Genomic DNA, 13,356 nt, shown 5'->3' with positions numbered 1-13,356 from the left:
ATGCGTTTCGTACAGGGATTTCTCCGTCAGGTCGTCGCCGGCTTCGCAGTGCTGCTGGCGCTCACCGTGATCCTCGGCATCGCGTATCCGGCTGTGGTCTGGGGCATCAGCCGCATCGGCACCGACTCCGCCGAGGGGTCGCCGTTGCGTGACGCCCAGGGCTGCGTCGTCGGCAGCTCGCTGATCGGCGTCGATCCGCAGGTGGCTCCGGGAGAGCCGGATCCGTTCTTCCACACCCGCGTCACGGGCTCGGTATCGGACGACGACGCGTTCGCGCCCGGTGATCCTGCTGCGGCACTACCGACCAATCAGGGCCCGTCGAGCGAGGTACTCGCGTCGTTCGTCGAACAGCGTCGAGCCGCCATCGCCGCCCGGGAGAACGTCGACCCGTCCGCGATTCCGGCCGACGCCGTCACCGGCTCCGGATCCGGTATCGATCCCGACATCAGTCCCGCCTACGCGGCCCTCCAGGTCGCCCGGGTGGCCCAGGTCAACGGAGCGCCGGTGAACGAGGTGGAGGCTCTGGTCGACAAGTACACCCGCGGCCCGCAGTACGGTGTACTCGGTGCCGAAGCGGTGAATGTCCCGGAGTTGAACCTGGCACTGCGGGACGCATACCGGCCGGGTGAGGAGACAGGCTGTGGCGGACAGGGGTGAGCTGCGGATCTATCTCGGTGCCGCGCCCGGCGTCGGCAAGACCTTCGCCATGCTCGGCGAAGCTCGTCGGCTGCAGGATCGCGGACGTGACGTGGTCGCGGCCGTCGTGGAAACGCACGGTCGGGCGCGAACCATCGAGGCACTCGAGGGCATCGAAGTCCTGCCGATGGCCACGGTCCGTTATCGCGGATCCTCTGCGCAGGAACTCGATCTCGACGCGGTCCTGACGCGTCGCCCCGAGGTGGTGCTCGTCGACGAACTGGCGCACACCAACACTCCGGGCAGCGTGCACGACAAGCGGTGGCAGGACGTCGAAGTGCTGCTCGACGCGGGCATCGATGTCATCTCCACCCTCAACGTGCAGCACCTCGAATCTCTGAACGACGTGGTGCAGCAGATCACCGGTGTTCCGCAGCGAGAGACGGTTCCCGACAGCGTGGTTCGGGCCGCCGACGAAGTGGAGCTGGTCGACATCACACCCGAGGCGCTGCGGAGCAGGCTGCGGCACGGCAACGTCTACGCCGCCGACAAGGTGGACGCCGCGCTGAGCAACTACTTCCGCGGCGGCAACCTGACGGCTCTGCGTGAGCTCGCACTGCTGTGGATCGCCGACCAGGTCGACGCCGCATTGGTGAAGTACCGCAAGGACAATCGCATCACCGACACCTGGGAGGCGCGCGAGCGGGTGGTGGTCGCGGTGACGGGCGGCCCGGAGTCGGAAACCCTGCTGCGGCGGGCGAGTCGGATCGCCTCGAAGTCCAGTGCCGAACTGATGGTGCTGCACATCGTTCGCGGAGACGGCCTCATGGGCGTGTCCGCACCGCAGATGGGTTCCGTGCGCAAGCTCGCCGCCGGCCTCGGTGCGAGTGTGCACAGCGTCGTCGGGGACGACGTGCCGACCACCCTGCTCGATTTCGCGCGCGGAGTGAACGCCACGCAGTTGGTGATCGGTACCTCGAGAAGGTCACGTGCCGCCCGCATCCTCGACGAGGGTATCGGTGCGGCCGTGGTGCAGAACTCGGGGAAGATCGACGTGCACATGGTCACTCACGCCGAGCAGGCCCGTCGGCGGAGTCTGCAGGTCGATTCGGGGCGTCGACGGGTGATCGCCTGGCTGGCCGCGGTGCTGGTGCCCTGCCTGGCCGCCGCGGTGCTGAGCACGGTCGGTCCCGACTTCGATTCCAGCGGTGAGAGCGCCCTGTTCTTCATGGTGGTGCTGTGTGTGGCGCTGCTCGGAGGTGTTGCACCGGCGGCACTCTCGGCGCTGATCGCAGGATTTCTGCTGAACTATTTCTTCACCACACCCAGATACAGCCTGACGATCGCCGAGCCGGACAACTTCGTCGTGACAGTCGTACTGCTGCTGGTCGCTGTCGCGGTCGCGGCCCTGGTGGATGCGGCTGCTCGGCGGACGCGTCAGGCACGGCGCGCGACGCAGGAAGCCGAACTGTTGACCCTGTTCGCGGGGTCCGTCCTGCGCGGGGCCGATCTGGGCGCGCTGCTCGAGCGCGCACGGGAGACATATCGCCAGTCCGGCGTCGCACTGTGGGACAACCAGTCCCGGTCCATCGTGGGCAGCTCGGGCGAACACCCGCCGACCGATCGCAACGGGGCCGACACCGAGATCGACGCGGGCGATTTCACGCTGCTGCTCGTCGGCGAACGCACCCGCGCCCACGATCGCCGCGTCCTCGCAGCCGTGGCCAACCAAGCCGCGGGCATGGTGCGCCAAGCCCGTTTGGCCGAGGAAGCCAGCCGCGCCAACGCACTGGCCGAGGCCGACGCGTTGCGTCGAGCATTGCTCTCGGCCGTCAGCCACGATCTTCGGACGCCGCTGTCGGCGGTCAAGGCAGCCTCGTCGTCGCTGCGCAGCACCGACGTTCAGTTCTCGCCCGAGGACACCGACGAACTGCTCGCCACCATCGACGAGTCGGCCGACCAGTTGACGGCATTGGTGACCAATCTGCTCGACTCCTCGCGGCTGCAAGCCGGTGTGGTGCAACCCAGCTTGCGTCCCGTCTTCGTCGACGACGTACTGGCAGGCGCACTGGTAGGGGCCGACGAGCGCGTGCGGGTCGAGGTGGGCGACGTCGAAGTGCTCGCCGATCCGGGTCTGCTCGAACGAGTGCTCGCGAACCTGGTGGCGAACAGTGCCCGCTACGCCCCCACCGGCGAGATCACCGTGCGCGCCGCAGTGCACGGGGACATGGCCGCCATCTCCGTCGTCGACCACGGCCCCGGCATCACCGTCGGGGCCGAAGCGACCATGTTCGACGCGTTCCAACGCCTCGGTGACCGTGACAACTCGGTGGGCGTCGGACTCGGCCTGTCGGTGGTGCGAGGATTCGTACGGGCCATGGGCGGTACCGTCACGGCGTCGGACACCGTCGGCGGAGGGCTGACGATGACGGTCGAGTTGAAGGCGGCGAGCAGGTGAAGGTACGGGCGCTCGTCGTCGACGACGAACCACAGATCGTGCGGGCGCTGCGGATCAATCTGAACGTCCGCGGATTCGAGGTCGTCAGCGCGGCTACGGGCGGGGAAGCACTGCGGGTGGCCGCGAACTTCCACCCGGACATCGTGATCCTGGACCTCGGCCTGCCCGACATCGACGGTATCGATGTCATAGCAGGTCTGCGCGGATGGACCGATGTGCCGATTCTGGTGCTCTCGGCGCGGACCGACTCGGCCGACACCGTCGAGGCGCTCGATGCCGGGGCGGACGACTTCGTGACCAAGCCGTTCGGCATGGACGAGCTGCTGGCGCGACTGCGCGCGGCCCTGCGCCGCGGTCCGCAATCGGTGGCGGATCCCATCGTCGAGACCGCGGACTTCACGGTCGACCTCGCCGCCAAAACCGTTGTTCGACAGGGTGAGAACGTGCACCTGACGCGCACCGAATGGGGCGTCCTCGAACTGCTCGTCCGCAACGAGGGGAAACTGGTGTCGCAGAAGGAGATTCTGCGTACCGTGTGGGGACCCGGGCACGAACGCGAAACGCATTATCTGCGAATCTATCTCGGCCAACTACGCCAGAAGTTGGAACGAGACCCAGCGGCACCGGTACATCTGATCACCGAAACCGGCATGGGCTATCGATTCGTGAGCTGAGCGCTACCCGCGCCCGCACCTATCCACCCAGTACCTCACCTTCGCGGCGTGGGTCCGCTCCGCCGATCCAGCCACCGTCGGTGCGTTGCAGCGCGCTCAGCCCGCTCGACTGGTCGGCAACCGAGACCTGGTGGCCCTTCTCGCGCAGCGTCACCACGACCGGATCGTTCTCTCCGGTCACGTTGGGATGTTCGCCGCCGTAGTTGGTGGACGGGGTGTTGGCCGCTCCGAAGTCGACCATCGACACCGCCTGCTGCGGGTCCATTCCCCAATCGAGCAGTCCTACCAGTGTTTTGACGACGAACTGGATGATGACAGACCCGCCGGGTGAGCCTGCGACGAGAACGAGATCTCCGCGTGTGCCGTCGTCGCCGCGGTCGAACACCAGGGTCGGGGCCATCGAACTGCGCGGACGCTTGCCGGGCTCGACACGGTTGGCCATGGGAGTTCCGTCCTCGGCCACCGGCGCGGCGGAGAAGTCGGTCAGCTGATTGTTGAGCAGGAAGCCGTCGACCATGTGGAACGAGCCGAAGGCCGACTCGACAGTTGTCGTCATCGAGGCCGCGTTGCCCTCGCCGTCGACGATCGAGATGTGGCTGGTGCCGTGCTCGGGATCGGTGGACGAGGCGAACTGCACCGGTCCGAAGTCGCCCGGTTTCGCGGTACCCATCGACTTGCCTTCGTCGATCAGTCCTGCTCTGCTGCTGAGGTACTCGGGGGCGAGCAGGGTGTCGGGCGAGCCGCCGGGTAGGGGTACGAAGTCCGGATCGGCGACGTACTTGTCGCGATCGGCGTACGCCAGACGCTCGGCCTCGGAGATCAGGTGCACGGCCTCGGCGGTCGGCTTGCCGCCGTTGGCGTCCATGTCCGTCGGGGCGTACTGCGCCAGATCGAAGTTGGACAGAATGCCCATTGTCGACGCCACTGCGATGCCACCGGAGGACGGCCCCGGCATTCCGCAGATGTCGTGATCGCGGTACGGCGTGCACACTGCGGTACGGGTCTTCGGCTCGTAGCCGGCGAGGTCGTCCACCGTGATCTGCCCCGGGGTACGGCCGGCGGTGGTATCTGCTGTCGCGTCGACGATCGCCTGGGCAATGTCGCCGGTGTAGAAGGCATCGGCACCGTCTGTTGCGATGGTGGACAACGTCTTCGACATCGCCGGATTGTTCAGCACCGTGCCGGCGGGCTTACCGGTACCGTCGGGCTGCAGGAAGTAGTCCTTGGACGCCGGGTCGAGTGCGAGCTTCGGTGCCGAGTCCGCGATGGACGAGGCCATGCGCGGGCTGATCTCGATTCCGTTGTCGGCGAGCTCGATCGCGGGTCGGAACAAATCCCCCCACGGCTTGTCACCGTGATCCTCGTGCGCCTGCTCGAGCATGCGCACAACGCCCGGCACGCCGATCGATCGGCCACTGGACCGCGCATCGGGTTGCGGCACAGTGCGGTTGACGTCGTCGATGTACCGCAGGTAGTCGCCGGTGGCACTCATCGGCGCGGTCTCGCGGCCGTCGTAGCTCTGCACCTCGCCCGACGCGGCGTCGTAGTACATCAGAAAAGCGCCGCCGCCGATTCCCGACGACTGGGGTTCGACGAGCCCGAGCACGGTCTGCGCCACGATGAGGGCGTCGGCCGCGGTGCCGCCGTCGCGTAGTACCTCGCATGCGGCCTCCGTGGAGACCGGGTTGGCGGTGGAGACCGAGTACGACGGCGTCTCCACCGGAGTCATGTTCGACCGATATCCGGTCGCCACTTCCGGATTGGTGGAGATGTCACCCGAGCCGGTGCTCGGGGTCTTTCCTACCGGGGTGCCGCCACTGGCACCGAGTACGCAACTGTCCGCCGCGGCGGTGTCGGTACCGGCGTCGTCACTACTGCTGCACGCGACGAGCGGCACCAGCAGGAGAGCACAGGCGAGGGCGGTGTAGCGAACAGGGCGCATTCCGGTTGCAGACACCGCTCGACGCTAACACCGTGGTCACCGTTGCTGCGCGGATTCGAGAAGCCAATGCGCGATGGGGGCGGGTCTGCCGTACAGATAGCCCTGCGCGAAACGGCAGTCGAGTTGCTCGATGATCGCGGCCTGTTCCTCGGTCTCGACCCCCTCGGCGACGGTAGTCACGGAAAGCGCGGACGCCATGGCGGTGATGGCGCGAATCAGCTGGACGTCGGAATCGGAGACGCCGATCTCGTGGACGAAGGACTTGTCGATCTTGAGCAGCGCAATCGGCATCTTGCGCAACCGGTTCAGCGAGGAGTAGCCGATACCGAAATCGTCGAGGACGATGAGTACGCCCATGGCGGCGAGCCGATCGAGCACGGTCTTCGCTGCGCCGACGTCGTCGATCAGAACACTTTCGGTGATCTCGAGCGCCAGGTCCGCACCGGCGACGCCGAAGGTATCGAGCACCCGTTGGACGATGCCCGGCAGCGAGTCGTCGCGCAACTGCATCGGCGAGACGTTGACCGACATGGTGACGTCCTGCCCGTTCGCGCGCAGTGTCACCAGATCGGAGATCGCAGTGCGCAGTACCCACTCACCGATCTCCTCGATGAGATTGGTCGATTCGGCAATCGGGATGAACTCGTTCGGCGTCCGTACTCGACCCTGCCAGTTCCAGCGCACGAGCGCCTCGTAGACAACGGTCTTGCGGGACTTCGTCGCGACGATCGGTTGGTAGTAGACCTCGAGCTCCCCGCGCCGGATCGCGCCGCGAAGTGCGGTGGCGGTCTCGATCGCCGATGTTGCTCGCGCACGCAAGGACTCGTCGAAGAACGCGTAGCGAGACGCCCCGAGAGATTTCGCGTGATACATCGCGGTGTCGGCCTCGCGGATGGCGTCGTGCAGTCGTTCGGCGTCGGCGATGCCCACCGAGGCCGAGACGTAGGCGGTGGCAGCACTGAGCGGGAACGGCTCGCTCAGTCGCTCGATGATGCGGCGCGCCAACAGTTCCGAACCGGAACGGTCGCGGCGGGTGAGCACCACGAACTCGTCGCCGGCATACCGAACGACGGTGTCGGCGGCACCGACAGCCGCGCGGATGCGACGTGCCGCGGCGACGATCAGCTCGTCTCCGACGCGGTGGCCGTACGAATCGTTGACCATCTTGAAGTTGTCGAGGTCGACGAACAGAGTGCAGGTGCGTCCGGGCCGCTGGGCGCGTTCGTGTCGGGCGTACTCCGCGTCGAGCGTCGTGCGGTTCGGCAGTCCGGTGAGCAGGTCGTGTGCCGCGAGGTAGCGGGCATGCTCCTCGCCGGTCTGCACTCGGGCCAGGGCGCGTTCACCGCGCAGGAAGGCACCGACCAGGATCGAGGCGAGCAACAGCGAGCGGACGATCAGGTCGCCGGTGGAGACCGCCGAACCGAGCAGCGGCACGGTCGCGCAGACCACCAACATCAACACCACGAAGACCACCCGACGGCTGCTGTGGGCGGGTGCGGGGGTCTGCCGGTGCGACACCGTGCGCATCGACGGGTCGAGCGCTGCCATCGCCAGCGACAGGTACGCGAAGAGGTAGATGCCGTCGAGCAACCCCGAGGACGGAGCGTCGTCGGTCGTCGCCGCGAAGGCGTAGGACACGTCGCCGACGAATGTCGCCACCAGGGCGAGCAGCGCCCAGAACAGCGCGGCGGAGCGGGGTTTCGAGGAGAAGAGCAGATATGTCGTCAACGTGATCAGCGCCGCGTCGATCGCCGGATAGATCCCGTTCACCACCGTCGACACGGACGAACGCGGCAGGTCGAGGGCCGGAGAGATCAGCAGCAACCACGACAGGAACAGCGTGCCGAGGAAGATCAGGCCTGCATCGACGAGTGGGGTGATGTCGTCGATTGATCGGCGGTCTCGGATCCACCGAGACAGGGCGTATCCCACCAGGGCGTACCCGGTGAGAGTGAACAGATCCGGAAGCAGCGAGAACGATCGATCCAGCGCGTTCGGGTCGCTGCGAAACGAGACTCCGAACATGAACAGCACCGAGGCTCCGAACAGAGCCCACCAGCATCGGGCGTCGCTCGGGCGGTAGCGACGAATTGCCGCACTGATCGCCACGACCGATCCCACGGCGACGACGGCCAGAACGCCGGCACGCACGTCGGCACTGCCCTGGACGAACACCGTCACCGCGATGACGGCCACCGCAGCCAGGAACGCGGTCCGCACCGACGGCACGGCGAAGGGCGCAGAGGCCTTCGCATTCATCGAAGGACCCCACTTCCCCTCGCCGTGCGGCGCTCGCACCTTCTCCGCTGACGCCTTCATCGGTGAATATACGTCTTTGCCTGCACAAACGGTGACCAGGGTCACTAATTGCCTTCGAACAGACCTCGGCTCCACCCACCCGTCGAAAACTGACGTCAACCGAAGGTTGACGGCAGGCGGTCGTCAACCTAAGGTTGACGAATGACCGAATCAACGAAGATCACCAATCCAGTCCGACTCGACGACCTGATCGCCGCCATCGAGAAGGTGCACACCGACGCCCTCGATCAGCTCTCCGACGCGGTGATCGCCGCCGATGCGCTCGGCGACATCGCCGACCATCTGATCGGACACTTCGTGGATCGAGCACGTCGTTCAGGTGCGTCCTGGACTGCCATCGGCGCCTCGATGGGTGTCAGCAAGCAGGCGGTGCAGAAACGTTTCGTGGCCAAGGGCGGCGACGACCCTGCCGAGCTCGACGCCAGCCAGGGCTTCTCTCGCTTCACTCCGCGCGCACGAAATGTGGTGGTGGGGGCGCAGAACGAAGCCCGGGCGACGAGCAACGACCACATCACCACGGGCCACTTGATCCTCGGCCTGCTCGGCGAGCCCGAGGGCTTCGCCGCGAAGCTGCTGGGTGCGCAGGGGCTCACCGACGAGCAGATCCGCGCCGCGGTGACGGCGACGCTGCCCGCACCGGCCGATCCCCTGCCGGCGCTGATTCCATTCGACGCCGGTGCCCAGAAGGCACTGGAATTGACCTTCCGTGAGGCGCTTCGGTTGGGACACAACTACATCGGCACCGAGCACATCCTGTTGGCGTTGCTCGAGAACGAGGATGCCACCCTGACCGAGCTCGGGGTCCGCAAAGACGCCATCGAGAGCGGACTGGCAACCGCGCTGGGAAGCTGATGAACCGCCGTCAGGAGGCCATTGCTTCGGCCTGCTGTACGGCGAACCGAACGTCCTCCTCGATGAGATCACCGTTGATCGCGGCACCGGCCTTCACGCCTGCCGCAGATGCCGCGACGACGGTGTCCATGGGTGCCGCTACGTTGCCGGCCACCCACACTCCTGGCACGGACGTCGCCCCGACCGGGTCGGCCTCGATGTAGGTGCCCAGGACGTGCCCGTTCATCACCATCTCGGTTGTCTCGAGTCCCAATGACTCGAGAACGTCCGCGCGGGAAGTGAAGTTGGGGCCGACGACCACGGCGTCGAGCGCGACGGCGACGCCGTTCGCCAACGTGACGCCGACGATGGCGTCGTTCTCGACGTCGACTCGCGTGATCTCTTCTTCGACCACGACGATCCCGCGGGCGCGCATCCGCGTCAGATCCTCGGGGCTCAGTTCCGTTGCAGTGTGGGTGAAGACGGTGACGTTCTCGGACAGCTGACGCCACATCTGGGCCTGGTGTCCGGACATGACGCTGCCGATGATGCCGATCGCCCGGTCTCGGACCTCCCACCCGTGGCAGTACGGGCAGTGCAGTACATCGCGGCCCCAGCGCTCGGCGAGCCCCGGAATGCTGGGAAGAATGTCGGTGAGACCGGTGGTGACCAGAACGCGACGGCCTCGAACGACGGTGCCGTCGGCGAGGGACACGTCGAACACGGAGTCGGTCCGCACCGCCGACGTCGCGGTGCCGTCGACGATGCGGACGCCGTAGTGCTCGGCCTCGATACGGCCGAGGCGAACGAGCTCGAGCGGAGATTCGCCGTCGCGCGTGAGGTAGTTGTGCGAATGGGCGGCCGGAGCGTTGCGCGGATCGCCGGCGTCGATGATCGTCACGGATCGGCGCGAGCGTCCGAGAGCTACCGCGGCGCTGAGCCCGGCGACTCCGCCGCCGACGATGATCGCATCGACGCGGACATTCTCGGTGGGCGCTGGGGCGTTATCTGAAGTCATGCCTGCAGTGTGCAGACGGGACTACCGCCTTGGCAAGATAAATTGCCAAAACAGCAACTCGTGAAAGACGAAAGTACCTCCAGGCGGTGCTCGCACTCGAAACGAGGTAGCTACCCCGTTTTTCGGCGCCTTGACAACGTCACCGGTCGCCATCGCCAGCCGTAAGCGCGGATCCACCGCTTGAACAGGCTGTTCGGTTGCGGTGTACTGGTCGGCAGGAACAAGTTGGGGGCGCTATGGGGAATTTCCACATCGGGGATACGGTCGTCGCTATCCGAAATCTGGGCCGCGTGCGGTGGCGAAGCGGCATTCCCAAGGGAACCGTGGGGATCGTCGTAGGCATCGACTGGCTCGGCGACGCTCGAGTGGACTTCACCGCCGACGCATCGATGCGAGCGCGCGGAGAAGCGCTGGAACACATCGTGGCCGACGGTGACGTCCGAACGGTGCGCGCCGCGCCTCGCCGCTTGTTCGGCTAGTTGCCGTCGGTTCGCTCGTCGTCGGTGGCCGGTCCGGTTTCGATGGCCCCGCCCTCGCTGGACCAGTCGTTGGTGTCTGCGCCCGCAGCCGGGTCGGACTGCACGTCTTCTTCGGCGTCGGGGGTCGAGTTCTCGTCGTGCTTCGGATCAGTCATGTGAGGTGTGTACCCGTGCGGTGCCGGACGAACCGTCGGCACCGCACGGATAGCATACTGCCGGTCCTACAGTCCGAAGGGCAGCGTTCCCGGTGCCAGTTCGAAGCCGCTGCTACCAGCGGAAATGGAGCCGAAGCCGGCGAGGATCGCGTTGATGAAGTTGGTGATCATGAGATGTTCCTTTGCTTCGATGTGTAGACGTACTCGTGGGACAACCCGGTCGAGGTTACCGGCCGCGGTAGCGTCGAACCTGTGAGGAACCCTGGGATCTACGTCGGGATTGCTGTTGCCGTGAGCCTGCTTGCGGCGTGTTCTTCGCCCAGTGCACCGGACGCCGACGTCCCGGACACCCCGGCTTCGGCGCCACTGAACTATGTGGCGCTGGGTGATTCCGCGGCGTCGGGGCCACGCATCCCGGAGCAGGTGGGTGTGCCGGGCTGCGAGCAGTCCGACTCGAACTACCCGCACGTCGTCGCGGCTCAGCTCGAGGTCGCGTCCTTCGTCGACGTCACGTGCGGCGGGGCAGTGACCGAGAACCTGGTCTCGACGCCCCAAAGCACCTCCAGCGGGGATCAGCCTGTCCAACTCGACGCGGTGACGCCCGAGACCGATCTGGTGACTGTGACGATCGGTGGCAACGACATCGGCCTCGTCTCGACCGCGGTGGGCTGCCTGACGTTCGCGAATTCCTCGACCGGCAACGTCTGCAAGGACCGACTCACCGCCGGCGGAGTCGACACCGTCGCCGCCACCATCGAGGCCGAGGCTCCGGGCTGGGGCGCGATGCTCGACGCGGTGGCCGAGCGTGCGCCCGACGCGCGGATCCTCGTCGTCGGATACGGAACGTATCTCCCCGACGGCGGCTGCTTCCCCACTCAGCCGGTTCTCCCCGAGGACGCCGACTACATCCAGAGCAGCATCACCGCCATGAACCAGGCGCTGAAGACACAGGCCGAGGAGCACGGGGCCGAGTTCGTCGACACCGAGGCACTCAGCGTCGGCCACGATGTCTGTGCGGCAGTCGATCAGCGGTATTTCGAGGGCGTCATCCCGGAGAACCCCGCTGCGCCACTGCACCCGACGGCAGCCGGCATGGCCGCCATCGGTGACGAGATCGCCTCGATCGTGCGAAGCGAATAGGTGTCCACGGGAAGGTAACTGGCTCTACCCGGGCGTTCGACTATCGGGAAGTGTCGACCGTATGGTCTCGTGGTCCGCAGTATTCGGCGTGTTCGCCGTCGCCCTCGTGTTGGTTCTGACACCGGGTCCCAACATGATCTACCTCGTCTCGCGCAGCATTTCGCAAGGCAGGCGGGCGGGGATGGTGTCCCTCGTAGGTGTGGCTGTCGGCTTTCTGGTCTACCTGACGGCCACCAATCTCGGCCTGGCAGCGGTGTTCACGGCCGTGCCCGCGTTGTACATCGCGGTCAAGCTCGCCGGCGCGGTCTACCTCGGTTGGCTTGCCGTGCAGGCGCTACGCGGAACGGCCTCCGCCTTCGAGGCGACTGCGCTGCAGCAGGATTCGAACCGCAGGCTGTTCATGATGGGGCTGGTGACCAACCTGCTGAACCCGAAGATCGCCATCATGTACATCTCGGTCATTCCGCAGTTCGTCGATCCTGCTGCCGGACCCGTTCTGCTGCAGGGTTTCGCACTCGGCGGCGTGCAGATAGCTGTAGCGGTTGTGATCAACCTGGCCATCGTGGTGCTGGCCGGATCGATCGCCCGATTTCTCGCCGTCCGGCCGACGTGGCTGAAGGTGCAGCGTTACCTGATGGGCACAGTGCTCGGGTTACTGGCGGTCCGTGTCGCTACCGACGGCGGGCGACCGCTCCCGGCGTGATCGACGCGTGGCACGCAGATCCGGATCCAACCGTCGCCGTATGCCTTCGGATGCAGCCGGCCCCGGAAGGAACTGCGCGTGGCTCTCGCGCAGAGTCCTTCCTGTCTCGCGGTCGACGAGGACCGGATCGATCGGTCGGCCATCTCCGTCCACCAGCACCACCCGCCGATCCCGTTGCGGCACATGCTTGTTTCCCCATGCATACAGAGCGACGATGACCGTGCTGAGTTCACGGGCCCGCGCCGTCGGTACGTACTCGTGGCGCGGGGGGTGCTCACTGTATTGCACCTTGGTCAGCATCCCGCCGTCGACCAGGCCTTTGAGTCTGCGCGCCAACATGTTCGGAGCAATACCGAGATTGGACTCCAGCTCGTCGAAGCGAGAGAAGCCGTCGAGCACATCCCGCAGGATCAGCAGCGTCCACCATTCGCCGACCTGCTCGAGCGCCCCGGCGATGGGGCACTCCATGTCCGCGAAACTACGGCGTTGCATTGCTACTTTCCAGGGATGACGAGCAAGGAACTCGTCCCGGTCGCGACGACCCTGCCGGTGTTGTCGACCACCGAACCCTCGGTGAAGATCACTCGCGAGCCGCTCTTGACCACGGTCCCCGTGGCCGTCAAAGGTCCGCTGTGAGAGTGCACCGGGCGTTGGTAGCTGACGTTGATGTCGATGGAGGTGTACCCGGTGCCTGCCGGGAGCGTGGTGTGGGCCGCGCAACCGAGGACTGTGTCGAGAAGCGTGCACACCAGACCGCCGTGCACCATGCCGATCGGGTTGTAGTGCGCCTCGGACGGTTCGCACTCGAACACCACTTTGCCGGTCTCGACCAAGACCGGGGAGAACTGCATGAGGGCGGCGATGGGCGGAGGTGGCAGCTCGCCACTGACCAGCGCACGCATGGCGTCGAGACCGCTCATGGTGGACGCAGTCTTCAGCACCTCGGCGGGGTCGACCCACGAGAAGGTCTGCGATCGTCGTTGCTCATCAGTGATCATGTG

13 protein-coding genes are annotated in these 13,356 nt (G+C 66.2%); 7 read left to right on the top strand and 6 right to left on the bottom strand.

The annotated features are described in order from the left end of the window. Genes JLZ96_RS12660 through JLZ96_RS12650 form a run of 3 tightly spaced genes read left to right on the top strand, consistent with a single transcriptional unit; the run spans nt 1 to nt 3,768 of the window. Entirely contained in the window at nt 1–657 is a 657-nt protein-coding gene (locus JLZ96_RS12660) for a potassium-transporting ATPase subunit C (RefSeq protein WP_201010278.1), read from the top strand. Next, the gene (locus JLZ96_RS12655; RefSeq protein ID WP_052066668.1) at nt 641–3,094 is read left to right on the top strand and encodes a sensor histidine kinase KdpD; all 2,454 of its coding nucleotides are present in this window, start codon (nt 641–643) and stop codon (nt 3,092–3,094) included. Before JLZ96_RS12660 ends, JLZ96_RS12655 begins: the two co-directional genes overlap by 17 nt. Next, complete coding sequence (locus JLZ96_RS12650) at nt 3,091–3,768, top strand: response regulator (RefSeq protein WP_032367717.1); 678 nt, start codon at nt 3,091–3,093, stop codon at nt 3,766–3,768. Before JLZ96_RS12655 ends, JLZ96_RS12650 begins: the two co-directional genes overlap by 4 nt. Nucleotides 3,769–3,787: 19 nt before the next feature. Here JLZ96_RS12650 and JLZ96_RS12645 read toward each other — a convergent pair whose 3' ends face one another. Together JLZ96_RS12645 and JLZ96_RS12640 are read right to left on the bottom strand one after the other, a co-directional pair. Then, nucleotides 3,788–5,710, bottom strand: coding sequence for a gamma-glutamyltransferase family protein (locus JLZ96_RS12645; protein ID WP_201010730.1), 1,923 nt, complete (start codon nt 5,708–5,710; stop codon nt 3,788–3,790). Nucleotides 5,711–5,746: 36 nt separating this feature from the next. Further along, nucleotides 5,747–7,969, bottom strand: a complete 2,223-nt coding sequence (locus JLZ96_RS12640; RefSeq protein ID WP_201010277.1) for a bifunctional diguanylate cyclase/phosphodiesterase — start codon at nt 7,967–7,969, stop codon at nt 5,747–5,749. Between the two features lie 201 nt (nt 7,970–8,170). Between JLZ96_RS12640 and JLZ96_RS12635 the strand changes: the two genes are divergently transcribed. Further along, nucleotides 8,171–8,881: a Clp protease N-terminal domain-containing protein gene (locus JLZ96_RS12635; RefSeq protein ID WP_027495137.1), complete on the top strand. Its 711-nt coding sequence runs from the start codon at nt 8,171–8,173 to the stop codon at nt 8,879–8,881. A gap of 10 nt (nt 8,882–8,891) precedes the next feature. Here the strand turns inward: JLZ96_RS12635 and JLZ96_RS12630 are convergent, their stop codons facing one another. Further along, nucleotides 8,892–9,878, bottom strand: a complete 987-nt coding sequence (locus JLZ96_RS12630) for an NAD(P)/FAD-dependent oxidoreductase (RefSeq protein ID WP_201010276.1) — start codon at nt 9,876–9,878, stop codon at nt 8,892–8,894. Between the two features lie 236 nt (nt 9,879–10,114). On the opposite strand from JLZ96_RS12630, the gene JLZ96_RS12625 reads away from it, so the two are divergent. Beyond that, nucleotides 10,115–10,357, top strand: coding sequence for a hypothetical protein (locus tag JLZ96_RS12625; protein WP_032369989.1), 243 nt, complete (start codon nt 10,115–10,117; stop codon nt 10,355–10,357). Here JLZ96_RS12625 and JLZ96_RS12620 read toward each other — a convergent pair. Then, entirely contained in the window at nt 10,354–10,512 is a 159-nt protein-coding gene (locus tag JLZ96_RS12620) for a hypothetical protein (protein WP_167735595.1), read from the bottom strand. The genes JLZ96_RS12625 and JLZ96_RS12620 overlap by 4 nt on opposite strands. Before the next feature lie 252 nt (nt 10,513–10,764). Between JLZ96_RS12620 and JLZ96_RS12615 the strand changes: the two genes are divergently transcribed. Both JLZ96_RS12615 and JLZ96_RS12610 read left to right on the top strand, forming a co-directional pair. Further along, a complete protein-coding gene (locus tag JLZ96_RS12615; protein WP_201010275.1) occupies nt 10,765–11,652 on the top strand; it encodes an SGNH/GDSL hydrolase family protein in 888 nt (295 codons plus the stop codon). 61 nt (nt 11,653–11,713) lie between these two features. After that, nucleotides 11,714–12,355 carry a LysE family translocator gene (locus JLZ96_RS12610; protein WP_201010274.1) on the top strand — a complete coding sequence of 214 codons (642 nt, stop codon included), beginning with the start codon at nt 11,714–11,716 and terminating at the stop codon, nt 12,353–12,355. Here JLZ96_RS12610 and JLZ96_RS12605 read toward each other — a convergent pair. Both JLZ96_RS12605 and JLZ96_RS12600 read right to left on the bottom strand, forming a co-directional pair. Continuing rightward, entirely contained in the window at nt 12,305–12,847 is a 543-nt protein-coding gene (locus JLZ96_RS12605; RefSeq protein ID WP_080729912.1) for a helix-turn-helix domain-containing protein, read from the bottom strand. The genes JLZ96_RS12610 and JLZ96_RS12605 overlap by 51 nt on opposite strands. A gap of 2 nt (nt 12,848–12,849) precedes the next feature. Beyond that, a complete protein-coding gene (locus JLZ96_RS12600; RefSeq protein ID WP_027495142.1) occupies nt 12,850–13,353 on the bottom strand; it encodes a PaaI family thioesterase in 504 nt (167 codons plus the stop codon). Between the last annotated feature and the right edge of the window lie 3 nt (nt 13,354–13,356).

It is taken from the genome of Rhodococcus sp. NKCM2511 (assembly GCF_014905595.1).
GTDB lineage: Bacteria > Actinomycetota > Actinomycetes > Mycobacteriales > Mycobacteriaceae > Rhodococcoides > Rhodococcoides fascians.
This window is presented reverse-complemented; position numbering and strand designations above follow the sequence as displayed.

What these genes read in the sequence shown, in the direction of transcription:
- JLZ96_RS12660 (WP_201010278.1), top strand. Translation starts at nt 1, where the DNA reads ATGCGTTTCGTACAGGGATTTCTCCGTCAGGTCGTCGCCGGCTTCGCA.
- JLZ96_RS12645 (WP_201010730.1), bottom strand. Translation starts at nt 5,710, where the DNA reads ATGCGCCCTGTTCGCTACACCGCCCTCGCCTGTGCTCTCCTGCTGGTG.
- JLZ96_RS12640 (WP_201010277.1), bottom strand. Translation starts at nt 7,969, where the DNA reads ATGAATGCGAAGGCCTCTGCGCCCTTCGCCGTGCCGTCGGTGCGGACC.
- JLZ96_RS12635 (WP_027495137.1), top strand. Translation starts at nt 8,171, where the DNA reads ATGACCGAATCAACGAAGATCACCAATCCAGTCCGACTCGACGACCTG.
- JLZ96_RS12630 (WP_201010276.1), bottom strand. Translation starts at nt 9,878, where the DNA reads ATGACTTCAGATAACGCCCCAGCGCCCACCGAGAATGTCCGCGTCGAT.
- JLZ96_RS12625 (WP_032369989.1), top strand. Translation starts at nt 10,115, where the DNA reads ATGGGGAATTTCCACATCGGGGATACGGTCGTCGCTATCCGAAATCTG.
- JLZ96_RS12620 (WP_167735595.1), bottom strand. Translation starts at nt 10,512, where the DNA reads ATGACTGATCCGAAGCACGACGAGAACTCGACCCCCGACGCCGAAGAA.
- JLZ96_RS12610 (WP_201010274.1), top strand. Translation starts at nt 11,714, where the DNA reads ATGGTCTCGTGGTCCGCAGTATTCGGCGTGTTCGCCGTCGCCCTCGTG.
- JLZ96_RS12605 (WP_080729912.1), bottom strand. Translation starts at nt 12,847, where the DNA reads ATGCAACGCCGTAGTTTCGCGGACATGGAGTGCCCCATCGCCGGGGCG.
- JLZ96_RS12600 (WP_027495142.1), bottom strand. Translation starts at nt 13,353, where the DNA reads ATGATCACTGATGAGCAACGACGATCGCAGACCTTCTCGTGGGTCGAC.